Origin of the sequence: Clostridium sp. AWRP (assembly GCF_004006395.2) — a bacterium.
Classification (GTDB): Bacteria; Bacillota; Clostridia; order Clostridiales; family Clostridiaceae; genus Clostridium_B.
In genome coordinates, this window is the sequence record NZ_CP029758.2 from 985,333 (window position 1) to 1,009,853 (window position 24,521).

The following is a 24,521-nucleotide window of genomic DNA, read 5'->3' on the forward strand; positions in this document are numbered from 1 at the left end:
ATATATTTTGATTTAGGAGGAGTAATAATGAAAATAGTAGTAGCTTTAGGCGGAAATGCACTGCAAAAAGAAGGAGCACCAGCTACAGCTGAAGCACAATTGGATGTAATAAAAAAGACAGCAGTTTATTTAGCAGATATGATTGAAGAAGGACATCAGATTGTAATTGTCCATGGCAATGGGCCGCAAGTTGGGAGAATAGTTATACAAAATGAGTATGCTAGTAAAGTAACACCAGCTATGCCTTTTGATGTATGTGGAGCCATGAGTCAAGGAATGATAGGATATCATATTCAACAGGCACTAAGATGTGAATTGGTAAAGAGAGGTATAAGTAAACCAGTTACTTCTGTAATTACTCAAGTTGTTGTGGATAAGGATGATGAAGGGTTTAAAAATCCAACAAAACCAATTGGACCTTTCTATACTAAAGAAGAAGCTGAAAAAATTGTTAGTGAAAAAGGATATAAGATGAAGGAAGATGCAGGGAGAGGCTATAGAAGAGTTGTAGCATCACCACAACCTAAGAAAATAGTAGAGATTAGTACCATTAAAAAGTTATTTAACGATGGACAAGTATTAATTACCGTTGGTGGAGGTGGAGTACCTGTAGTTAAAAATGGAAACGGTGAACTAAAAGGAGTAGCAGCAGTTATAGATAAAGATTTTGCTGCAGAAAAGCTTGCAGAAGATTTGGATGCAGATGTACTTATGATTTTAACAGCAGTAGACAAAATTGCAATTAATTTTGGCAAACCAAATCAAATTGATTTAGATACGATGACAATAGAAGAAGGAAAAAAATATATAGAAGAAAATCAATTTGCTCCTGGAAGTATGCTACCTAAAGTTAAAGCTACCATAAAGTTTGTTTCTTCTAAAGAAGGAAGAAAAGCTATAATAGCATCACTTGATAAAACAAAAGATGCGTTAAATGGAAAAACTGGAACGACAATAAAATCAACAGATAGAGTATTATGCCCTAGTATATAGGTATAACAACGTATAAAAAATCTTTAAGATAAAAGGCTTATTCAAATGAAATTTTAACACATCTTTTATATTTTTCACATTCCTATGAGTTCATTTTTCTAAATATATGTATACTTTTATAAATTTCAAAATCACTTATTTTAGAATTAAATTTAAAATTGAACTGTTAGGATACAATTTTTAGGAACATTTCTACATTGGGGCTATAATTATACAATTTTAGTATACCAAAAGAAATGTTCCTATTGTTTATAGAGGGGATATGAATTTTGAAAATTAGGTTAAATTCTTTAAAATTTAAGGGAACTGCTATAATTATTATAGTGTATTTTATTTGTTTGCTACTAAGTTCTATCATAAGCTTTAATATATGCGAAAAGATATTATACGACCAATTTAATCAAAAGGCTTCTATATCATGCAGTAATGTTTCTAGTAATATAAATAATTGGATTGAAGGTCAAGGAAAAGCTATAGAACAAATGGCTGAAGATATACAGTTTTATAATAATTTTAATGTAACTAATATGAAAAATTATTTACATATGAAACAACAATCACAAAAATATGTTATTGCTTATTACGTTGGTCTTAGTGATAAAAGATATTTTGGAAGTGATAATTGGATACCACCACAGGGTTATGATGTGACAAAACAGAAATGGTATATTCAAGCTGTGAATGAAAATAAGCTAGTGTATACAAAACCCTATATAGATCAAGCTACCAAAAAAAGTATTATTTCTATTTTGATGCCTATTAAAATTAATGGGAAAATTGTAGGTGTTATAGGTGAGGATTTATATTTGGACTATCTTATGAATATTACACAAAAATATAAAATTGGTAAAAATGATTATGTGTTTTTAGTTGATTCAGATAATGATTTTATTATTCATAAGAATAAAAATTTTTTGCCGTCTTCAAATAAGAATGTAAATATGAGTAGTGTAAAAAATTACATTTATACAAGGATAGCCAATAAATCTAAAAATGAAAGTAAGGGATTAATCAAAGGAAAGGATTATGATGCACAAAACAAGTATTTTGTTTATGATAAAATAAGTTCTACAGGATGGCTTCTTGTGTTATCTATTCCTGAAATAGAAATAATAAAGCCTTTATCAAAACTTATTTCAGGATTTATTATTTCGTTTATTATTTCTATCATTATAAGTTCTTTAATTTCAATATATATTATTAATAGAATTTTAAAGGCAATATTTAAATTTAAGGAGCAAACAAAATTATTAGCTGATGGAGATTACAGAGAAACACTAGATATTAGAACTAAAGATGAAATAGGTGATCTTGTTGGTAGTTTTAATATCATGATTACTAAACAGCAAAAATTTATAAAAAATGTGAAACAGATGATTTACGATTTAGAGGCTGGAAACGATGAATCAGATAAAAGCATATGTGAGGTTACAGAGACAAGTAAAATTGTTACAGATTCTATGGAAGAAATATCAAATGGAAGTGTAGAACAAGCTAAAAATATGACAATTACCTTAGAAAAAGTTAATTCTCTAGGGCAAAGCATAAATAATATAGATAGTAATGTGAGAAGTATGGTTAATGAAACAAATAAAAGTAAAGATAAAAATGAACTTGGATTAACTGCTGCCAAAGAACTTAAGGTAAAATTTGAAGAAAATAATAATTCTATTAGGGCTATGGATGAAAAAGTAAAGGATTTAACAAAAAAATTTAAATATCTGGAAGATATTAATCAAGTTATAGAATCCATATCTAAAGAAACTAACCTTTTGTCATTGAATGCTTCTATTGAAGCTGTAAAAGTAGGAGATGCAGGTAAAGGTTTTGGAGTAGTGGCTGATGAAATAAGAAAATTGTCTAATGATTCTTCAGATTCATCAAAAAAAATAAAAAGTGCAATAGGTGAAATTGATGATATAATTAATTTGGTAAAAGTTCAAATGGCTAATACTACTGCTATATCAGAAAGCACAAATATAAAGCTAAAGAGTACAATTAATAATTTTGAGGATGTAATAAGTTGTTCTAATAATTTAATACACCAAATTAATTTGCTAAATGATGAAACTAATAATATGAAGAAGAGCAAAATAGAAGTAATTGAAAATATGGAGAATGTATCTAGTATCGGTGAACAGCAATCAGCAGCATCTGAAGAGGTAAGCGCCTCAATGCAGGAACAGTTTGCTAGTATGGAAAAGATATCTAACAATATAAGAAAGATTAATAATATGAGTAAAAAGTTGTTAGAAACAATCCAGCTATTTAAAACGTGATAAGATTGAACAAAGAAGTTGTCAAAGAAATGTTGTGTAATATCTGGGGTACATTTATATAGCACAATCAAGGTTATAATTGGAAATAGAATAGTGTCAACCTATTTCCAAATTATCCCTTATATTTTTCAGGTTAGGACCAAATTCTTCGTCAAGTTCTTTTCTATGTTTGGAATATATTTCTGAAATAAATATATCGTGAGTTATAAAACATTCAGTTACAAGCATAAAAGGTTTGTTTTGAGTCCATATACAGTAGCTTGTGTTGTCAGATTCAAATATTGAAAACAAGCATTCTTTATGATCTATTACTAAGCTAAGCCATCTTCCATTTAGTGCAGCATCTTCTTTCATACCATCCATTTCATGATAAAATACTTTTCCTATTTCATCAACTTTACCATATAGTACGGAAACTATTTTAATATTTCTTTTTTTAGCATCTAATAATTCATCATATAAATTATTGTAATCTTTACTCCAAATATCTAGATATATTGATTCATTTGCGTTTCTTATCATAGATGTAATTTTATCTTTTATTTGTTCTGCATCATTAAAGTGCCACAAGTAATTTATGGATTCTAAATCATTTATACTATTTAAATTATCTTCTAGATAACTTATTGTAGATTTAGTATCTTTTTTATACATATCTAAAAATTCTTTTAAGGGTAATGCTGTGTATTTACAAGGGTCAGAGCCGGTTTTAATAATTACATTTTTGTTTAAAAGCGACTTTACTGTATCATATACCTTTGATTGAGGAACGCCTGATCGCTTGCTAGCTTCATAAGCTGTAATTTCTTGATTTTTCAATAAAGTTAAATATATCATAGATTCATATTTGTTAAATCCTATTTTTACTAATTTAGAAATAAGTTCTTTTTCTAATTCCATTGGTTTGACCTCCATGTAAGATTTTCATTTATTATTATACACATTATTGTTAAAGTTGTCACTCCATTTTTTATGGTAATTAAATATAACTATCCTAAAATACTAGCTTGTAAAATATTAAACTAAAATTTTAATATACATATTTATAAATTTTAATTCATAAATATGTATATTGCTCCTATTGTTGTACAAAGCATAAATAATTACTATAATAAATCTAAGAGTTGGAAAAATTGTACGAGGAGGAAATAGAACTTGAAAAAAATAATACTTACAGGTGGAGGTTCTGCTGGACATGTTACACCTAATCTGGCCTTAGTTCCAAGATTAAAGGAACTGGGATATAACATACAGTATATAGGAACCGAAAACGGAATTGAAAGAAAAATAATAGAAGATCAAAAAATAGAGTACCATATAATATCTAGTGGTAAACTCCGAAGGTATTTTGATATAAAGAATTTTACTGATCCATTTAAAGTTTTAAAGGGAATACTTCAAGCTATACTTATAATAAGAAAGGAAAAACCAAACATAGTATTTTCAAAAGGAGGATTTGTTTCAGTTCCTGTGGTAATTGCTGCACATATAAATAAAGTACCTGTCATTGCCCATGAATCGGATATAACTCCCGGACTTGCAAATAGATTGTCTGCACCTTATTGTACTAAGATTTGTGTTACATTTCCAGAGTCTTTAAAAAACATAAAGGGCAATAACTCAGTTTTAACAGGAACTCCTATAAGGAAAGAACTTCTAGATGGAAGTAGGATAATAGGCAGGAGAATGTGTGGATTTGATAATGAGAAACCAGTACTTCTCATAATAGGTGGAAGTCTAGGATCTATGTTTATAAATAATACAGTTAGAAATTCACTAAATGAGCTTTTGAAAAATTATAATATAGTTCACATATGTGGAAAGGGTAATTTAGATAGATCCCTTAAGGAGAGAAATGGATATGTACAGTTTGAGTACATAAATGAAGAATTACCGCATATAATGAATGCAGCAGATATAGTTATATCTAGGGCTGGGGCAAACGTAATATTTGAATTACTTGCTTTAAAAAAGCCAAACTTGCTAATTCCACTGTCTAAAAAATCTAGTAGAGGAGATCAGATTTTAAATGCAGCTTCTTTTGAAAAAAGTGGATATAGTATGGTTCTCCAGGAAGAGGAACTTACTTCTCAGGTACTTTTAGATAGAATTTTTAAACTATATAGCTCTAGAAATGAATATATAAATAATATGGAGGCAAGTCCTGTACAGGATGCAGTAGGTAAAATCATAAATTTAATAGAAAAATGCAGTATTTAAGTTTAATATTAAAAATTCATAGAATAACTTTAAAAAACCGTTTTAAAAAGCTGTTATATAAAAAAATGTTAACAATTAAACAGCTATTTAGTGCAAAACAACCACAAAAATTTAAAAAATACCATAAATTACTTGAAAAATAGTAGATAATAATGTAGAGTTATAAACAAAGGTGAAAAGCATTACTTGTATTCATTTTTACAGGTTATTATAAATTGAGATAAAACTGTATTATAAAAAATGCACACCTGTAATATAAGATTTTAAATTAATTTTTAATTTTTCCAAAATGTATTTTACATGTTTAGAATTTTGATGTATATTAAAATAGTAGAATACATAAGATACTTAAATTAATAAAGATAGTTAAGTACTTTTCAATGTGCTTTTTTAGATGTTTAATACAAGTTTTTAATTATAAAAAATGCTGTTCTATTTACTGTACTAATGGTAGTAATACAGCTGTATTAATTGCATATAAAAAATAAGTATAGTTATTTAAGATTATGTTTTGTATTAAATCTAAATAGTACAATGTAGGTTATTTTATACTATTGCTAGTTTAATAAAAAGATTTAATTATATACTTGGAAAAGGAGAGGAATTTTTATGCGTAAAATGAAAACTATGGATGGAAATACTGCTGCTGCTTATATTTCCTATGCATTTACTGATGTAGCAGCTATTTATCCAATAACTCCATCATCACCAATGGCAGAACATGTAGATGAATGGGTAGCTAAAGGAAAGAAAAATATTTTTGGACAAAAAGTAAAAGTTATGGAAATGCAATCAGAGGCTGGAGCATCAGGAGCTGTACATGGTTCACTACAAGCAGGAGCGTTGACTAGTACATATACTGCTTCTCAAGGTTTATTACTTATGATACCTAATATGTATAAGATTGCTGGTGAATTATTACCAGGAGTATTCCATGTATCAGCTAGAGCAGTAGCTGCAAATTCACTTAACATATTTGGTGACCATCAAGATGTTATGGCAACAAGACAAACTGGATTTGCTCTATTTGCAGAAAGTTCAGTACAACAGGTTATGGATCTTTCAGCAGTAGCACATTTATCAGCAATAAAAGGAAGAGTTCCATTTGTAAACTTCTTTGATGGATTCAGAACTTCTCATGAAATTCAAAAAATCGAATTATTAGATTATGAAGAATTAGCAAAATTAGTTGATCAGAAAGCTTTGAATGATTTTAGAAGAAGAGCTTTAAATCCAGATCATCCAGTAACTCGTGGTACAGCTCAAAATCCTGATATATACTTCCAGGAAAGAGAAGTTTCAAATAAGTACTACGAAGCACTTCCAGAGATAGTCGAAGGTTATATGCAAGAAATGACTAAACTTACAGGAAGAGAATACCACTTGTTTAATTACTATGGAGCAAAAGATGCAGAGAGAATTATAATAGCTATGGGTTCTGTCTGTGAAACTGTAGAAGAAGTAATTGATTACTTAACAGCAAAAGGTGAAAAAGTCGGATTACTTACAGTTCATTTATATAGACCATTTTCAATAAAACACTTTATGAAATACATACCAAAGACTGTTAAGAAAATTGCAGTTCTTGATAGAACAAAAGAACCAGGATCAATTGGAGAACCTCTTTACTTAGATGTTAAGAATGCTTTCTATGGACAAGAAGTACAACCAGTTATAGTTGGTGGAAGATATGGACTTGGTTCAAAAGATGTATTACCATCACATATTCTACCAGTATTTGAAAACTTAAAATCAGATAAACCTAAGGATAGATTTACATTAAGTATAGTTGATGATGTTACAAATACTTCATTACCTATAGGAGAAGATATAAATACAACACCACAAGGAACTACAGCTTGTAAGTTCTGGGGACTTGGATCAGATGGTACTGTTGGAGCAAACAAGAGTGCTATAAAGATTATTGGAGACCATACAGATATGTATGCTCAAGGATACTTTGCATATGATTCAAAGAAATCTGGTGGAATAACAGTTTCTCACTTAAGATTTGGTAAATCACCAATAAAATCACCATATCTTATAGATAAGGCTGATTTTATTGCAGTTCACAATAAATCTTATGTTCACAAGTATAATGTACTTGAAGGACTTAAAAAAGGTGGTAACTTCTTATTAAATACAATCTGGACTCCAGAAGAATTGGAAAAAGAATTACCAGCTTCAATGAAGAGATATATAGCAAATAATAACATAAATTTCTATACACTAAATGCTGTTAAAATAGCACAGGAAATTGGACTTGGTGGAAGAGTAAACATGATATGCCAGTCTGCATTCTTCAAGATTGCAAATATCATTCCAATAGATGATGCTGTTAAGTACTTAAAAGAAGCAGTTGTAACTTCTTATGGTAAGAAGGGACAAAAAGTTGTAGATATGAACAATGCTGCTATAGACAAGGGTGTAAATGCAGTAGTTAAAATAGATGTTCCAGCTTCATGGAAAGATGCTAAGGATGAAGCAGTAGAAGCTAAGAAAGATCCAGCATTCATAGAAAAGATAGTTAACCCTATGAATAGACAAGATGGAGACAAACTTCCGGTAAGTGCATTTTTAGGAATGGAAGATGGTACATTTCCAGCAGGAACTGCAGCTTATGAAAAGAGAGGAATAGCTATAAATGTTCCAGAATGGCAAGTAGACAAATGTATACAATGTAACCAGTGTTCATTTGTATGTCCACACGCAGCTATAAGACCAGTTCTTACAACTGAAGAGGAATTAGCTAAAGCACCTCAAGGATTTGAAGCTAAAGATGCAAATGGAGCAAAGGGACTTAAATTTACAATGGCTATTTCACCACTTGATTGTTCAGGATGTGGAAACTGTGAAGATGTATGTCCAGCAAAAGAAAAAGCTCTTGTTATGAAGCCAGTAGATACTCAGCTTTCAAAGACAGAAGCCTGGGACTATGCAGTCAATACTGTATCTCATAAGGATAACCCAATGAAGAACAAATACAGTGTAAAAGCAAGTCAGTTTGAGCAGCCATTACTTGAGTTCTCAGGAGCTTGTGCAGGATGCGGAGAAACTCCTTATGTTAAACTTGTAACCCAATTATTTGGTGATAGAATGATGATAGCAAATGCTACAGGATGTTCATCAATTTGGGGAGCATCAGCACCAGCAACTCCATACACAACTAACTACAGAGGACATGGTCCATCTTGGGCTAACTCATTATTTGAGGATAATGCTGAATATGGATTAGGTATGTTCCTTGGAGTTAAACAGACAAGAGAAAGACTTCAAGATAAAATTGAAGAAGCTTTAAAGGGTAGTTTAAGTGCAGAACTTAAAGCTGCTTTCGAAGACTGGATTAAAAACTTTACTGAAGGCGAAGGAACAAGAGAAAGAGCTGATAAAATAACAGCTTTACTTGAAAAAGAAAAGGGTAATAATACTCTATTAAATGATATTTATGAAAATAGAGACTTCTTAGTAAAGAGATCCCACTGGATAATCGGTGGAGACGGTTGGGGCTATGATATTGGTTACGGTGGAGTAGACCATGTTTTAGCTTCAAATGAAGATGTAAATATTCTTGTACTTGATACAGAAGTATATTCAAATACAGGTGGACAATCTTCAAAATCAACTCCAACAGCTGCTGTAGCTAAATTTGCAGCAAGTGGTAAGAAGACTAAGAAGAAAGATCTTGGAATGATGGCTATGAGTTATGGATATGTTTATGTAGCTCAGATTTCAATGGGTGCTGATAAGAATCAGGCATTAAAAGCAATTCATGAAGCAGAAGCTTATCATGGACCATCACTTATAATAGCTTATGCTCCATGTATCAACCATGGTTTAAGAGTTGGAATGGGAAAGAGCCAGAGAGAAGCTAAGAGAGCTGTTGATTGTGGATATTGGGCACTTTACAGATACAATCCAGAATTAAAAGAAGAAGGAAAGAAATCATTTAGCTTGGATTCAAAAGAACCAACTACAGATTTCAAGGAATTCTTAATGGGAGAAGTAAGATACTCTTCACTTGCTAAACAATTCCCAGATCAGGCAGATGCATTATTTGAAAAGACTAAGAAAGATGCTCTTCAAAGAATTGCAGGATATAAAAAGCTTGATAGTGAACAGTAATCAAGTAAATTTAATAAAAAGTATCAGATGGCTTAAGCTGTCTGGTACTTTTTTAATTAATAGTTGATAATGAAGAATTAATAGTTAATGTGGATTTTTTTCCGTTACACTACAAAAAATCTTTGATTAAGATTTTCACCACTCGTTTCGCTGAAGCGCAACATTGCTGATTTATATAAATTTAAAGATTTTTTGCGACAGCTAAAAATCATCCTTCACTATCAATTATTCATTATTAATTCTTAACTTGCGAAGCTTTGCTTGGCAATTATTATTACAGCAGGAAAATAAATTAGTTTGTCCATTTAAAAACATTAAAAAAATACTTTTATTATAGAGCAATTAAGGTTAAAATTAGAACATAACAGTTAAAAGGAGGTGAAGATTCCTGGCAAATATATTTGTAACATACTGATAAAATAATAAATGCCAGGTTTACTTTATGGATAAAGAAAATTTAAATGAATGCAACTGCGGTTGTACTAGCAAAGAAGAAAATTGTGGCTGCACAGAAACACACGAACATGAACATGACTGCGGCTGTGGATGCGGCTGTGAAGATTCCGATCCTTTAATAGTAGATTTAGAGGATGAAAATGGAAATATAGTTTCCTGCGAAATAGTTGACGGTTTTGAATATAAAGAAGGAAAATATGCCGTAGTTGAGAATCATGAGAATGGTTCCACTTATTTATTTAAAGTAGAAAATGAAGGTGAACTTGTTATTCCAGAAGATAACGAATTTGACGAAGTTTCAAAGTACTACGAGAAATTAATGGAAGAAGAATAATATTCAGTGCACAATTCACAATGCACAGTGCACAATTAATTGTGCATTGTGAACCGTGAATTGTGAATTGATATCATTTCCACCTTAAAACTTCAATTCCTTGGTTATCTTTTCTTGTGTAATTTATAAGATAAGGATTACCTACCAATTTAAAGAGGGGCAAATCAGATAGTGAATCTGAGAACATATAAGAATTTTTAAAGTCAACTTCTATGTTGTCTTTTTTTAAAGATTCCATAAGTCTTGCTACTTTTTCTTCTCCTTTGCAGTTTTGTCCTAGGATTTTTCTAGTGTGTTTTCCATTTACAATTTCAAATCGTGTACCTATTATTTTATCAACTTCCTCTATTTTATAGAGTTCTTTTAAATAAAATTCTGCAGAAGCAGATATTAGATATATTTTGCAGCCATTATTTTTAAATTTTTTCAAGGTATACAATGCATCTTTATAAAATATTTTACTCAATCTTTTTTCGTAAAATTCTTTTGTCAAAAGTTCCATATCCTTTTCACTTATTCCATTTATAAATGCAATAAAGTTTTCTTTGGCTTTTTTAGCACTAAAAATCTTCAATACAAATAAAAGGGCAGACATAATGCTAAAAGGTGCATATACTATGAGCCTAGGACGTTTTTTTACCATAAATATGTAAAATTCCATTAAAGTTTCACTATTTGTTAGAGTAAAGTCTACGTCGAATATTGCGAGTCTTTCCAAATAAATCACTTCCTCTATGATATCTCGTGTAGCATGTGCTACACGAATTGATTTTCTTTAACTATAATATCATACTTTGCTTTTATTAAAAACTTTATCTAGTGTAGGAAGCTTTGTTTAGAATTATAATATAAAAAAATTGGGAAACAATAGTTTAATTAATAGTTAATAATGAAGAATTAATAGTTAATGTGGATTTTTTTTCGTTACACTACAAAAAATCTTTAATTCGATTTTTGAGGACTCGTTTTGCTAAAGCAAAACATTATTAAGCTTTGACTTATATAAATTTAAAGATTTTTTGCGATAGCTAAAAATCATCCTTCACTATTAATTATTCATTATTAATTCTTAACTTGCAAAGCTTTGCTTCACATTATTCTTAAAATTATTAAATTAATCATTGCAATGTAGAAAATAACTTGTAGATAATGATAGAATATAATAAGGATTAAATGGCAACATTTACTTAAATTATATTATAAATAATAATAAAATATATGAAAAGGGGATTTACATGAGCAAATGTATTGAAAAATTTTTTTTATATAATAATGAATTAAAAGATAAAAGGGAATTCAGTGAAAGTGAATTTAAGCAGGGAAAGTCTATATATGAGGTAATACGTATTATAGATGGAAAACCACTTTTTTTAAAGTTACATTTAAGACGTATGGAAAACTCAGCAAGAATAACTAATTTAAGATTATGGCTTAATGAAAAAGATATCAAAAATAATATATTAAAACTTATAAAGGCAAATGAAATTTCCATGGGTAATATAAAGATTATTTTTAATTTCTATGAAAAGAATACTTTTTTAGCTTATTTCTTACCTTATAATTATCCATCTCTAGAAAAGTATGAAGTAGGAGTAGACACTATCTTTTATCATGGAGAAAGAGAAAATCCAAATGCAAAAGTGATAAATAATGAGTTTAGAACTAAGGTGGATAGTACGATAAAAGAAAAGAAGGTGTTTGAAGCTATACTTGTTGATAATAGTGGAAATATTACAGAAGGAAGTAAGTCTAATATATTTATGATAAAAGGTAATACTATTGTAACTGCACCATTAAAAAATGTTCTTCCTGGAACTACGAGAAAGATTGTAATGGATATTTGCAGCAAAATGGGGTTTGAGGTGTTAGAGAAAGATGTAAGTTATAAAGATGTAGAAAAATTTGATGCACTGTTTATATCCGGTACATCGCCAAAAGTACTGCCTATAAAAAAAGTGGAAAACGTTAAATTTGATTCTTCAAATAATAAAGTACTGCTTAAAATTATGAAAGCATACGATAAAGAAGTAAGGGATGACATAGAAAATTTTGATAGGGATTAAAAATAGAGGGCTTAAGATAGATTATATATGATATTGAAGTTTTTAATTGGGGGGAGATAATTATGAAAGAATTGTTTCATGGTACTTCACTAGAGGAATGTTTAGAATCTGCCAGCTGTAAACTAAATATACCAAAAGACAAGTTACAATATAAGGTTGTTAAGAAAAGCAAATTGCTTTTTAGAAAAAAAGTAATAATAGAAGTATCTTTTGGCGAAGAAGACCAGAGCAATGTAAATTCTGTTACAGAGAAGGAAATTGTAAAAACAAATGAAAAAGATGGAACCATAAAATTAGAAAATGGGAAAATAATTGTAAAGGATCCTATTGAAGATGGGAAACCTGCGGTAATGTATAGGGGACATAATATATCTATTTTTGTAGATGGAGTTGAAGTTAAGGACAAATGTGAAGTATTTAGCAAAAATAAAATAGAAGTAGTTTTTGAGGAAAATGAACCAAAAAGACAGATGAATATATATCTATCTGATGACAGGATGAAAGCATATGCTGAAGTTAAATATACAACTAAAAACGTTTACAAGTTGAAAGACAAAGATGAAAGTCATAAAGTGAATTTTGAAGGAGAAATAATTCAATCAATAAAGCCTCCTATGTATACAGTAAATGAAATTAAGAACGAATTATCTAATAATAAAGTGGTTTATGGTATAATGGAAGAAAATTTAAAAGAAGCTGTAAACGGTGATAAAAAACTTGTAGTAGCTTGTGGAAAAGAAGCTGTAAACGGTAAAGATGATTTTCTAGAGAATAAGTTTCAAACCTCGGTAGTTTTAAAAGAAGATACAGTGGGAAATATAGACTTTAAAAGTATAGGTACCATAAATGTTGTAAAAAAGGGAGATATAATTGCAGTAAAGCATAATGGCACTTTAGGTAAAGATGGATTTGATGTTACTGGAAAGGTTTTGAAATACAAACCAATAAAACAAATTAAAGTAAAGGTTGGAAATGGATGTATACTTAAAGATGAAAATACTGTTGAAGCATCAATAGATGGTAAACCCTCCATAAAAAGTAACATTTATTATGTTCATCAGGTACATGAGATTAATGGAGATGTGGATATAAGTACTGGAAATATAAATTTTATTGGAGATGTAATTATACATGGAAATGTAAAAGAAGGCATGAAAGTAGAATGTGGCAGCGACCTTATTGTGGATAAAGAGGTAGAAAGGGCCAGTTTAAATGTAAAAGGAGATGTAATTATAGGACAAACTGTTGTTAGTTCTCAAATATGTGGTGGTGGTGACAGCGTAAAGAAAATTAAGGCTGTGGAACACCTGAGCAAATTTAATAAGAATATGGAACAGTTAGTGGGGGCTTTAAAAGAGATAAAAGACTATAACCTGCTTGGTAAAAGTAAAAAGGATGGGGAAATAATAAAGATATTATTAGAAAGTAAATTTAAAGGACTTATTAAGCTGGGCATAAATGTAATTGCAGACTTGAATGTTGAAAGTGATGATTATCAAGAGGATAAAATTGTAAAATTTATCAAAACCAAACTTATAGGAATGGGACCCATAAGTATTAAAAGTTGTTCTGAGTTAAATGAATTAATGAAAATTGTTGAAAATAAAATAAAGGAACTAAAAAACACAACTGCACTTCCTGTGAAAGTGGTTTTATCTTACTGTCAGGACTCCAATATACAGAGTTCTGGTGATATAATAATAAAAGGAAGAGGAGAATATGTGTCACAAATTACTGCCAATGGTTCCATTGAATTTTTGCAAGAAAAGAGTGTGGCAAGAGGGGGAACACTGAAAGCTGAAAATGAAATAAAGTGTAAAATTGTAGGAAGTGAGGCAGGGGTTTCTACGAAGCTTCAAGTAGAAAGTAAAGATGGAAATATATGGGCAGATGTGGCTTATCACAATACAGTATTTAAAATTGAAAACAAAGAAATTATTCTAGATTCTCCAAGTAAAGATGTACATGTATATTTGAAGGAAGGGGATATAGTAGTTGACAAATTTGTTCTATAAAAATCCTGTTGCAAAATGCATGATTTATGCTATTTTAAGTAGATATATGCTATAATTATGTAATAATTGATTTAAATAAGGATTTACAAGGATGGCTAACAATATTATTTAAGGAGGATTTCAAATGGATGGCAAAGAAATAAAAGTATTGATATTTAGTATAAATGGTGAGTACTATGCTACAGATATTATGGAAGTAGAGAGAATTTTGGGTTATGAAGAGACTACGAAGCTGCCGGATTCTCCTAACTTTGTAGAGGGAGTCATAAATTATGAAGGAAATATACTCCCTATAATATCCTTAAGTAAGAAATTTGGTTTTGCTTCAGCTGAGGAAAGTAATGAGGCTAAGATAATAGTTACAAAACAGGATGGAAATAAAATAGGAATAATAGTTGATGTTGTATCTGAAGTAACGGATGTAAATACTGCAGATATAGAAGAGGCGCCTGATATAGCATCTCAAATATCAAAAAGATATATAAAAGGACTTATTAAAATAAAGGACAAAATAATAATATTCTTAAATCTTGATAAAATACTTACGGAGGAAGAAAAGGAACTCATATAATTAAAATTTGAAAGGTGTATATTTATGGATATAAAAGAGATAAGAGTGGGAATAGCAGACATGAATACTGCAAGTTCTCCTGATAGAATTATAACCATTGGTTTGGGTTCCTGTGTAGGTATAGCTTTATATGATAAAGAAAAATGTATAGGTGGGTTGGCACATATAATGCTGCCGGACAGCACCCAATTTACAAATACAAAAAATCCAATGAAATTTGCAGATTTAGCTATTCCTATTTTGATAAAAAAATTAGAAGCCTTAGGTGTAAATAAAAGAAATTTGAAGGCTAAAATAGCAGGTGGGGCTTCTATGTTTAATTTCTCAGATAAAAGTGTAGTTATGAATATAGGAAGTAGGAATGGGGAAGCTGTAAAAAGTATATTAAGAGAAAATTCTATTTCAATATTAGCAGAAGATCTAGGAGGCAATAAAGGCAGAACTATGATATTTGATACCAATGATGGAGGTGTCAAGATAAAGACAGTAGGAATTGGGATAAAGGAAATTTAAAAATTTAATGGAGTGATAATGCTTGGGAAAAATTAAGGTTTTAGTAGTAGATGATTCTGCATTAATGAGAAAAATTATTTCGGACATGATAGGCGAAGATGAAGCTATAAAGGTTGTAGGGACTGCTAGAAATGGAAAGGATCTTTTAGAGAAACTATCGTTAAATTTTACTAAAAACAATATGCCTGATGTAATAACTTTAGATGTAGAGATGCCAAAGATGGATGGAATAACAGCACTAGGAGAATTGAAGAAAAGTAATATTAATATACCTGTAATAGTTTTAAGCAGTGTCTCCAAGGAAGGAAAACAGCGTACTATGGAATGTCTTGATATGGGTGCTTTTGATTTTTTACCTAAGCCTTCAGGTACGATATCTTTGGATATAAATAAAGTTAAAAATGAGCTTATAAAGAAGATAAAAGAAGCCTACCTGGCAAATACGGTTAAACTAAATAAAGCACAAGATAAAGCACAAGAAAATATACAACTGTCTATATCAAAAAATCAAAAAGTTTCCACATTAAATGCCACAAGTTCAAATGTAGATGGAAAAATTAAAAGAGATATAAATGCAGTGGTGATAGGGGCATCTACTGGAGGGCCTAAAGCACTTTATTCAGTTATAACACAATTTCCTCAAAACATGGGAGTGCCGGTATTTGTGGTACAGCATATGCCTGCAGGATTTACTAAGGCCTTTGCAGATAGATTGGATTCTAATTCAAAAATAAAAGTATTAGAAGCAGAGGATGGTATGAATGTTGAAAAGGATACTGTTTATGTAGCACCTGGTGGATTTCATATGGAAGTATGGAGAGATAAGAGAATACATTTGAACAAAGAACCTGCCATTTGGGGAGTAAGGCCTGCAGTGGATAAGCTATTTATATCTGCATCAAAAGTATATGGAGAAAATATTATAAGTGCAGTTTTGACAGGTATGGGAAGAGATGGAGCACAGGGAACTGTAGAGATAAAGGAAAATGGAGGAATTACACTTTCTGAAGATGAGTCAACCTGTACTATTTATGGTATGCCTAAAGCAGCTTATGCCACAGGAAAAGTGGATTTAGTTTTACCAATAGACAAAATAGCAAATGAAATAGTAAAAATAATAAAGTTTGGTGGGAGGTAGACTTATGGATATGGCTTATTTTAAGCAGTGGGTTTTGAGAGAATTCAGTATAAACTTAGCTGCATATAAACCAAACCAGTTACATAGGAGAATAAACAGCTTGATGTCCAGAGTAGGAGCCAAAAGTATAGATGAATATATAGAACTCTTAAAAAGGGACGAAGAGCAAAGACAGAAGTTTTTAGACTTTATAACTATAAATGTATCTGAGTTTTTTAGAAATCCGGATATATTTGAGGAATTAAAAGTTAGATTAAAGGAAGAATTACTTCCTAAAAATAGTCCTTTGAAAATATGGAGTGCAGCTTGCTCAATTGGGGCTGAACCTTATTCAGTGGCTATGTATTTAGATGAATTGTCCCATGGAGTTAGACATACCATAATTGCAACAGATATAGATAATACTATAATTGAAAGAGCTAAAAAAGGAGAATATGTTTTATCAGAAGTAAAGAATGTAAAAAAAGAATATTTAGATAAGTATTTTACAATAAAGGACGATAAATATATTATAAGCCCTATAATAAAAAATTTAATCACATTTAAAAAGCATGATTTAATACTTCAAAATTATGAAAGTAACTTTGATTTAATAATATGCAGAAATGTGGTAATATATTTTAATCAAGATGTAAAAGATAAAATATATGAAAAGTTTAGCAAGTCGCTTAAAAAAGGAGGACTACTATTTGTCGGGGCCACTGAAAGCATATACAATTATAGAGATTATGGCTTTGAGAAGGCTTCTACCTTTATATATAGAAAGCTATAAGGAGGGAATAAAATGGACACGTCGCAGTATATGTCTATGTTTCTAGAGGAATCAATGGATAACTTGCAAACACTTAATGAATCATTACTTCAGCTTGAGCAAGAACCAGATAACATAGATAAGGTAAATGAAATTTTTAGAGTAGCACATACAATAAAGGGAATGGCAGCTACTATGGGATTTAACGAAGTGGCTGAACTTACTCACAAAATGGAGGATGTACTATCTGAGTTTAGGGATGGACAGCTAAAAGTAAATCAAGATGTAGTTACAGTCTTATTTAAGTGCCTAGATACTCTTGAACAGATGATAAAAAATATAGAAGATGGGGTAGATGAAGAAACCCCTATTCAGGGTATCATTGAAGAATTGGAAAGTATATCTGGTCAAAAAGATGGTAGTGAGGCTAAGAAGCCTGAAAAAGAAGATAATGTTCAGGAACAAAATGCTGCAGTAGAATCTAAAGGTAAAGATTCTATGGTAGAATTGAATGAATATGATATAAATGTAGTTAAACAGGCTGAGGACAAAGAATTTAATGCTTATGAAATAAAAATTAAACTTAGTGAAAGTACTCTTTTGAAATCTGCAAGGGCATTTTTAATATTTAAGGATTTGGAAGCAGTAGGAGAAATAATAAAGTCTATTCCTAGTACAGAGGATATAGAAAATGAAAATTTTGAATTTGAAATATGCCTTGTTTTATTAACTAAAAGTACCTCAGAAGATGTCCATAAACTTTTAATGAACATATCTGAGGTAGAAGAAGTTATTGTGGAAGATGTGGACATCCAGACAGAAAAAGCAAAGATAATGGAATCAGATTCAACTAAAAAAGAAGAAGAGGTAAAAGCTAAAGCTGAAAAGAAAGCTGCCACGGAAGTAGTAAAGCCAAAACCAGCAGCAATAACCAAAAATAAAAGTAAAAATCCTCCTAAAAAGGAACCTCATAAAAAAATGCATCAGTCTGTAAGAGTTGATCTGGAAAGATTAGATAAATTTATGAACATGGTATCTGAATTGGTTATAAATAGGACAAGGATGGAGCAAATTAGCAGCAGCTATAAGTTAAACGAATTAAATGAAGTTTTAGAGCAGGTGGCAAGGACAACTTCAGATTTACAGGATTTAGTAATGAAGATAAGAATGCTGCCTCTTGATACTGTATTTAACAGATTTCCTAGGATGATAAGGGATTTATCCGTAGAACTTGATAAAGATATGGAACTTATAATTGAAGGAGCAGATACAGAACTTGACAGAACAGTAATAGATGAAATTGGAGAGCCTCTAATTCATTTGCTTAGAAATGCAGCAGATCATGGTGTGGAATCTAAGGAAGAAAGAATTGCAAAGGGAAAAGATCCTGTAGGTAAAATAAAACTTATTGCCTATCAGGAAGGAACTAAAGCCGTAATAAAAGTTGAAGACGATGGAAGTGGAATACCTGTAGATAAAATAAGGGAAAAAGCAGAAAATGCAGGTATAAATACTGAAGGAATGACAGAAGCTGACATAAAGAATCTAATATTTATGCAGGGAATAAGCAGCAATACTGAGGTAACAGATATATCAGGAAGAGGAGTTGGAATGGATGTAGTAAAGACAAAAATATCCTCTCTTGGTGGAACAGTAGAGCTTGTAAGTGAAAAAGACAAGGGATCATCTTTTATAATAAGACTTCCACTTACACTTCAGATAATTCAAGTACTTCTTGTAGGCGTAGGGGATGAAACCATGGCCATATCTTTAAGCTATGTAGACAGAGTTATAGATTATAAAGATGATTTAGTGAAGATGACTAATAATAAAGAAGTTATAATATATAATGGAAATGTAATACCTCTTATAAGACTTTATGAAAAACTTAGTGTTGAAAAATCAGACAACAGTAAAAATTATATAGTAATAGTTAGAGTAGGAGAAAAAACTGTAGGACTTATGGTAGATTCTTTACTTGGACAGAGGGAAATTGTTATAAAACCTCTTGGAAAAACACTGAAAAATTTGAAAGAATATATGGGAGCAACCATATTGGGAAATGGACTTGTAACTTTAATATTGGATGTTGCTGCCCTGGTATAAGGAGGAAAACAATGGACTATAAAAACCTTACTCCTATTCAACTTGATGCATTAAGGGAAGTTGGGAATATAGGTACAGGGAATGCAGCTACAGCATTATCTCAACTAATAAATAGAAAAGTTGATATGACAGTACCTGCTATAAATATAGTGCCTTTTGACGACATCTTTACAAACATAGGTGAAGGTGAGGTAGTTATAGGCGTAATAGTTAGAATCTTAGGCGATATACCTGGAAATATACTGTTTATATTTGAAAAGGATACTGCTATGGAGCTGATTTCTACGTTAACCGGTCAGAGGGAAGAGGAATTAAGTGATATGGGTAACTCTGTTATATGCGAAATAGGCAATATAATATCTAGTTCATATATGAATTCTATAGCAAAATTTACTGGACTGCATGTAATACCATCTGTTCCAGCAGCTACTTGCGATATGCTTGGAGCAATACTTTCAACTACATTTATAGAATCAGGACAGTATGATGAGTATGTTCTTGACATAGAAACACTTTTTATGCAAAATAATTCAGAGTTAAGTGGGCATTTTTACTATATTCCGGTGCCCGGTTCAATGGAAAAAATTTTAACTGCTTTAGGAATAGGATAAATATTTAGTAGTAAATAATTTGGAGGGAAGAAAATGGCTAAAATATTAATTGTAGATGACGCTGCTTTTATGAGAATGATGATAAAGGATATATTAGAAAAGAACGGATTTGAGGTAGTGGGGGAAGCAAACAATGGATTAAAAGCTGTGGAGTTATATAAAAAGGAAAAACCAGATGTAGTTACAATGGATATAACGATGCCGGATATGGATGGTATTGAAGCTGTTAAGGCAATAAAAGGATTTGATGCAGGTGCAAAAATTATAATGTGCTCTGCAATGGGTCAGCAGACGATGGTTATGGATGCTATAAAAGCTGGAGCTAGAGATTTTATAGTAAAGCCTTTTCAACCAGATAGAGTTTTAGAGGCTATAAATAAAGTAGTAGCTTCCTAGTAATCAATTTACAATGCACGATGCACAATTTACAATTTTTAAATTTAAAGCTTATTGAAGCTTTGCTTCAATAGCACTATATTTTAGATTTTCTGTGATAACAGAAAATCATCCTTAATTGTGCATTGTGAACTGTGAATTGTGCATTGTTAAAGGGTAATCAGAAATTAAAATTTTATGGCTAGTATAAAGGTAATATGGTTTATTACGAAAACTATCAAGTAGAGTTAAATTTACTGTAAACTTTAAACAGTTCGATAGTATACTCCATATATTTAATTTCTGATTTCATCTGGTAAGCAGAAAATTGAGATTTGAAATTTTATGCAAAGATACTTGTTACATAGTTTATGTACCTATGCATATGGAGGTGTAAATATGCAAGTTGTTATATTTAGATTAAATAATGAACAATTTGCTGTAGAAACAGCTAAAGTTCAAAGTATAAATAATTCTATGGAAATAACAAAAGTCCCACAGGCTCCAGCTTATATAAAGGGACTTATAAATTTAAGGGGAAATGTAATATCTCTCCTGGATATAAATCTCTTGATGGATATTCCCAAAGCTGAAATAAGCGAAAACAGTATACTTATACTGGAAATGGAAGATGAATTAGTGGGAATAACAGTAGATCAGGTAGATGAAGTTTTAGATGTAGAAGAAAATGCTATTGAAAAGATAAATGATGAAGGAAAAAAAGTCTATATAGAGGGAATAATAAATTTTAAAGATAGCATAGTTACTTTAATTGATATAGACAAACTTCTTTCAAATTAGAATTTTCTTAAGAAATGAGGGAAGAGAATGGCAGATGTATTATCACAGAATGAAATAGATGACCTTTTAGCTGCCTTATCTGCTGGAGAACTTACTCCAGATGAAGTACCCAAAGAAGAGGAAAAGCAGAAAGTAAAACCTTATGATTTTAGAAGTCCCCAGAAGTTTTCTAAAGATCATATAAGGACTCTTGAACTTATTCATGACAATTATGCTAGAATAATTTCAAATTATTTAACTGCGCAGGTTAGAGCTAATGTAAAAGTAAAAGTGGAATCTGTTCAGCAAATAACTTATGAGGAGTTTATTCATTCTGTACCTAATCCTACTGTTTTAACTATATTTAAAATGCCGCCTTTAAGCGGATCTGTTTTGTTTGAAGTGAATCCTCAATTTGTATTTCAAATTATAGACTTGCTCTTAGGAGGAAACGGTAATAGAAAATACAAAGTTAAGGAATTTACGGATATAGATAAAAATATTATAAAAGTTGTAAATGCAGGGCTTATATCAAATTTGAAATTGGCATGGGAAGATGTAATGCCTATAGAAACAGAAGTGGAGGGACTTGAGACAAATCCTGCACTAAATCAGACACTTGCACCTAATGACCCTGTTGCACTTATAACTTTTTCAGTGGAGATGGGAAACAGTAGTACTTTTATAAACATATGCATTCCTTATTTGAGTATAGAAAAGGTACTTGATAAATTAGTAGTTCAATACTGGTTTCAGGACAGTGATGAAGATATATTGAATGAGTCCAGAGAAAAGCTTAGAAATAGGTTAGATGTAGTTGATGTAGAACTCACTGCCATACTTGGAACTGTAGATGTTACGGTACAAGAATTTTTGAACCTTAATGTGGGAGACGTATTGACCCTAAAGGAAAAAACTACAAGCCCTGTGAAACTAATGGTGGAAGATAAGGTGTATTATTATGGAAAGCCTGGTGTAATAGATAAGAACATGGGCGTTGAGATATTAGATATTTTAGATAAGGATGTGGAAAATTATGAGTAATGGATTTCTTTCACAGGAAGAGATAGATGCACTTTTAAATGGAGGAGAAAGTACGCCGGATCCACCATCAGAAACAAATTCTCAAGATGACCCACAGTTGCCAGATATAGAGAAAGATTTACTTGGAGAAATAGGAAATATATCTATGGGATCTGCCTCTACAGCACTTTCTACAATAATAAACCAGCAGGTAAATATAACTACTCCGGTGGTAGTTGTAACTACTCTTAAAGAGTTGAAAAATGAATTTGAAGTTCCAAATGTTGCTTTGGAAGTTAAGTATACAGAAGGTATAATAGGAGAAAACTTACTGGTAATGAAGATTACAGATGCGGCTGTAATTGCAAGTCTTATGATGGGTGGAGACGGTAAAATAGATCCAGATATTAAAGAATTAGGCGAGATAGAAATAAGTGCAGTATCTGAGGCTATGAACCAGATGATAGGGTCTGCCGCTACGTCTATGGCTACTATGTTAATGAGGGAGGTAAATATATCCCCTCCTGTGTCTAAAGTATGGAATGATATTACAAAACCTCTTACTGAAGGAATATCTGAAGATGAGGCGGTTGTAAAAGTATCATTTTCTCTTAAAATAGGAGAACTAGTAGATAGCAGTATAATGCAGGTATTACCTATAGCTACAGCTAAAAAAGTAGTTTCTATAATGATGGGTCAGGAAGAAACTGCACCAGAGGAGTCAGCTCCTAGTGCACCTGAAAATGAGAGTATTAGTTCTCAGCCTGAACCTGAACCTGAAGTGCCTGTACAACAGCAGCCTCAGCCAGCACCAACGCAGCCTCAAATGGAGCAAAGGGCACCGGTATATGAGAAACCTATAGAAACAAATGTAAATAGGCAGCCCGTAGAAGTCAGTAAGGCATCTTTTCAGCCACTTGGTGGATCACAAGACACAGAAGTTGTTCCTAAAAATATAGATCTTATACTGGATGTACCTCTTGAAATATCAGTAGTACTTGGAAGAACAAAAAAGAATATTAAAGATATATTGAACTTAGGAACGGGTTCTCTTATAGAATTGGATAAATTGGCAGAGGAACCTGTGGAGATACTGGTAAACGGTAAGAAAGTAGCTTATGGAGAAGTAGTAGTAATAGATGAAAACTTTGGAGTTAGAATAACGGGAATAGTAAGCAATGAGGAAAAAATTAAATCTTTAGGAAAGTAAGATTAGAGCAACAAATTTTAAAGTAAGGTGTGTATTGTGGAAGCTGTACATACCTTATTTTAATTCCTAATATAATAAGATTTATTTGTGTATTAAAGTGGAAACATATAGGGACTTTTTATTTAAAATAAGCAATTTATCTTTAATTCAAAGTATAAATATTAAATATATGTACCCGATAATGTTACTAGTAAAGAAAAACGATATTTGAAGTAGTTATGGTTAGGGGTGTATTTTTATGAAAATAAATGGGATCAATTCCAGTAAGCTGGTGAGCTTTTACAATAGGCATAATGTAGAGAAAAGTTTAAAGAGTGAATCAAACAGCAAGGATTCCATTCACATATCATCTATAGGAAAGAGTCTCAGCCCTTATTCCCTAGATGATAAATTTGTAAATTCTAAAGAGAGAGTAGAAAGCATAAAAAAGTCCGTAGCAAATGGAACTTATAAAGTAGATTCTAAGCTTGTGGCACAAAAAATTATAGATAATATAAAGGGTAAAGTATAATTTTCATATACCTGGGAGGTGATGTATTTGGAACTGCAGCTGTCTGAGATTATGTTAGAAGAATATGAGATGCTTAAATCACTTTATGAAGCTTTGATTGAGCAAAATAAATATCTTGTGGAAAGACAGGTGTTTTTATTAGATAAAATAGTGAAAGTCATAGAAGAAAGAAGTAGAAATGTAGCAAGGCTCGAAGTTCAAAGAAGAAAAATAACTGGTGACAGGCCTATGAGGGAGATTATAAGAGAATCAGGAGATAAAAAATTAGAAAAAGTATATTTAGATATAGTTAACTTGCTTGAAAAGATGAAATTTCAAAAGGATACAAATGAAGCACTTGTAAAACAGTGGCTTGGTTTTGCAAATCAAATGCTCAGGGCATTGAACCCAAACAGACAAGCTAAAACCTATAATGCTTTTGGAAAAAGCAGATAAATAAAAATAAGGAGT

General features: G+C 31.0%; 21 protein-coding genes. 19 read left to right on the forward strand and 2 right to left on the reverse strand.

Annotated elements, in window-relative coordinates:
* The first annotated feature begins 27 nt into the window (after positions 1-27).
* Together arcC and DMR38_RS04385 are read left to right on the forward strand one after the other, a co-directional pair.
* On the forward strand, positions 28-993 hold the full coding sequence (gene arcC, locus DMR38_RS04380) for a carbamate kinase (protein ID WP_127720172.1): 966 nt from the start codon (positions 28-30) through the stop codon (positions 991-993).
* A gap of 269 nt (positions 994-1,262) precedes the next feature.
* The gene (locus DMR38_RS04385) at positions 1,263-3,272 is read left to right on the forward strand and encodes a methyl-accepting chemotaxis protein (RefSeq protein WP_127720173.1); all 2,010 of its coding nucleotides are present in this window, start codon (positions 1,263-1,265) and stop codon (positions 3,270-3,272) included.
* A gap of 96 nt (positions 3,273-3,368) precedes the next feature.
* Here DMR38_RS04385 and DMR38_RS04390 read toward each other — a convergent pair whose 3' ends face one another.
* A complete protein-coding gene (locus DMR38_RS04390; RefSeq protein WP_127720174.1) occupies positions 3,369-4,172 on the reverse strand; it encodes a helix-turn-helix domain-containing protein in 804 nt (267 codons plus the stop codon).
* A 255-nt stretch (positions 4,173-4,427) separates the two neighbouring features.
* On the opposite strand from DMR38_RS04390, the gene DMR38_RS04395 reads away from it, so the two are divergent.
* The 3 genes from DMR38_RS04395 to DMR38_RS04405 all read left to right on the forward strand — a co-directional run bounded on the left by DMR38_RS04395 (position 4,428) and on the right by DMR38_RS04405 (position 10,404).
* The gene (locus DMR38_RS04395) at positions 4,428-5,492 is read left to right on the forward strand and encodes an undecaprenyldiphospho-muramoylpentapeptide beta-N-acetylglucosaminyltransferase (protein WP_127720175.1); all 1,065 of its coding nucleotides are present in this window, start codon (positions 4,428-4,430) and stop codon (positions 5,490-5,492) included.
* A gap of 609 nt (positions 5,493-6,101) precedes the next feature.
* Positions 6,102-9,614, forward strand: coding sequence for a pyruvate:ferredoxin (flavodoxin) oxidoreductase (nifJ, locus tag DMR38_RS04400; protein WP_127720176.1), 3,513 nt, complete (start codon positions 6,102-6,104; stop codon positions 9,612-9,614).
* Between the two features lie 442 nt (positions 9,615-10,056).
* The gene (locus tag DMR38_RS04405; protein WP_127720177.1) at positions 10,057-10,404 is read left to right on the forward strand and encodes a DUF1292 domain-containing protein; all 348 of its coding nucleotides are present in this window, start codon (positions 10,057-10,059) and stop codon (positions 10,402-10,404) included.
* A 73-nt stretch (positions 10,405-10,477) separates the two neighbouring features.
* Here DMR38_RS04405 and DMR38_RS04410 read toward each other — a convergent pair whose 3' ends face one another.
* Complete coding sequence (locus DMR38_RS04410) at positions 10,478-11,122, reverse strand: HAD-IB family hydrolase (RefSeq protein ID WP_127720178.1); 645 nt, start codon at positions 11,120-11,122, stop codon at positions 10,478-10,480.
* A 517-nt stretch (positions 11,123-11,639) separates the two neighbouring features.
* Between DMR38_RS04410 and DMR38_RS04415 the strand changes: the two genes are divergently transcribed.
* From DMR38_RS04415 to flgN, 14 genes are all read left to right on the forward strand, one after another.
* The gene (locus DMR38_RS04415; protein ID WP_127720179.1) at positions 11,640-12,467 is read left to right on the forward strand and encodes an aminotransferase class IV; all 828 of its coding nucleotides are present in this window, start codon (positions 11,640-11,642) and stop codon (positions 12,465-12,467) included.
* Between the two features lie 62 nt (positions 12,468-12,529).
* Positions 12,530-14,482 carry a flagellar assembly protein A gene (locus tag DMR38_RS04420; protein WP_127720180.1) on the forward strand — a complete coding sequence of 651 codons (1,953 nt, stop codon included), beginning with the start codon at positions 12,530-12,532 and terminating at the stop codon, positions 14,480-14,482.
* Between the two features lie 124 nt (positions 14,483-14,606).
* Positions 14,607-15,053: a chemotaxis protein CheW gene (locus DMR38_RS04425; protein ID WP_065077683.1), complete on the forward strand. Its 447-nt coding sequence runs from the start codon at positions 14,607-14,609 to the stop codon at positions 15,051-15,053.
* A gap of 24 nt (positions 15,054-15,077) precedes the next feature.
* The gene (locus tag DMR38_RS04430) at positions 15,078-15,566 is read left to right on the forward strand and encodes a chemotaxis protein CheD (protein ID WP_127720181.1); all 489 of its coding nucleotides are present in this window, start codon (positions 15,078-15,080) and stop codon (positions 15,564-15,566) included.
* Positions 15,567-15,588: 22 nt separating this feature from the next.
* The gene (locus DMR38_RS04435) at positions 15,589-16,704 is read left to right on the forward strand and encodes a chemotaxis response regulator protein-glutamate methylesterase (protein WP_127720182.1); all 1,116 of its coding nucleotides are present in this window, start codon (positions 15,589-15,591) and stop codon (positions 16,702-16,704) included.
* A 4-nt stretch (positions 16,705-16,708) separates the two neighbouring features.
* Positions 16,709-17,476: a protein-glutamate O-methyltransferase CheR gene (locus DMR38_RS04440; protein WP_127720183.1), complete on the forward strand. Its 768-nt coding sequence runs from the start codon at positions 16,709-16,711 to the stop codon at positions 17,474-17,476.
* Between the two features lie 12 nt (positions 17,477-17,488).
* Positions 17,489-19,561, forward strand: a complete 2,073-nt coding sequence (locus tag DMR38_RS04445) for a chemotaxis protein CheA (protein ID WP_127720184.1) — start codon at positions 17,489-17,491, stop codon at positions 19,559-19,561.
* Between the two features lie 11 nt (positions 19,562-19,572).
* Complete coding sequence (locus DMR38_RS04450; protein WP_127720185.1) at positions 19,573-20,172, forward strand: chemotaxis protein CheC; 600 nt, start codon at positions 19,573-19,575, stop codon at positions 20,170-20,172.
* A 33-nt stretch (positions 20,173-20,205) separates the two neighbouring features.
* Positions 20,206-20,568 carry a response regulator gene (locus DMR38_RS04455; RefSeq protein WP_013237610.1) on the forward strand — a complete coding sequence of 121 codons (363 nt, stop codon included), beginning with the start codon at positions 20,206-20,208 and terminating at the stop codon, positions 20,566-20,568.
* Between the two features lie 378 nt (positions 20,569-20,946).
* The gene (locus DMR38_RS04460) at positions 20,947-21,348 is read left to right on the forward strand and encodes a chemotaxis protein CheW (RefSeq protein ID WP_013237611.1); all 402 of its coding nucleotides are present in this window, start codon (positions 20,947-20,949) and stop codon (positions 21,346-21,348) included.
* Between the two features lie 27 nt (positions 21,349-21,375).
* Positions 21,376-22,371, forward strand: coding sequence for a flagellar motor switch protein FliM (gene fliM / locus DMR38_RS04465; RefSeq protein ID WP_127720186.1), 996 nt, complete (start codon positions 21,376-21,378; stop codon positions 22,369-22,371).
* Positions 22,364-23,560: a flagellar motor switch phosphatase FliY gene (fliY, locus tag DMR38_RS04470; RefSeq protein ID WP_127720187.1), complete on the forward strand. Its 1,197-nt coding sequence runs from the start codon at positions 22,364-22,366 to the stop codon at positions 23,558-23,560. The genes fliM and fliY overlap by 8 nt, the downstream gene beginning before the upstream one ends.
* A 238-nt stretch (positions 23,561-23,798) precedes the next feature.
* Entirely contained in the window at positions 23,799-24,071 is a 273-nt protein-coding gene (gene flgM, locus DMR38_RS04475; RefSeq protein WP_127720188.1) for a flagellar biosynthesis anti-sigma factor FlgM, read from the forward strand.
* Positions 24,072-24,092: 21 nt separating this feature from the next.
* The gene (gene flgN / locus DMR38_RS04480) at positions 24,093-24,506 is read left to right on the forward strand and encodes a flagellar export chaperone FlgN (RefSeq protein ID WP_243124435.1); all 414 of its coding nucleotides are present in this window, start codon (positions 24,093-24,095) and stop codon (positions 24,504-24,506) included.
* Positions 24,507-24,521 lie beyond the last annotated feature (15 nt).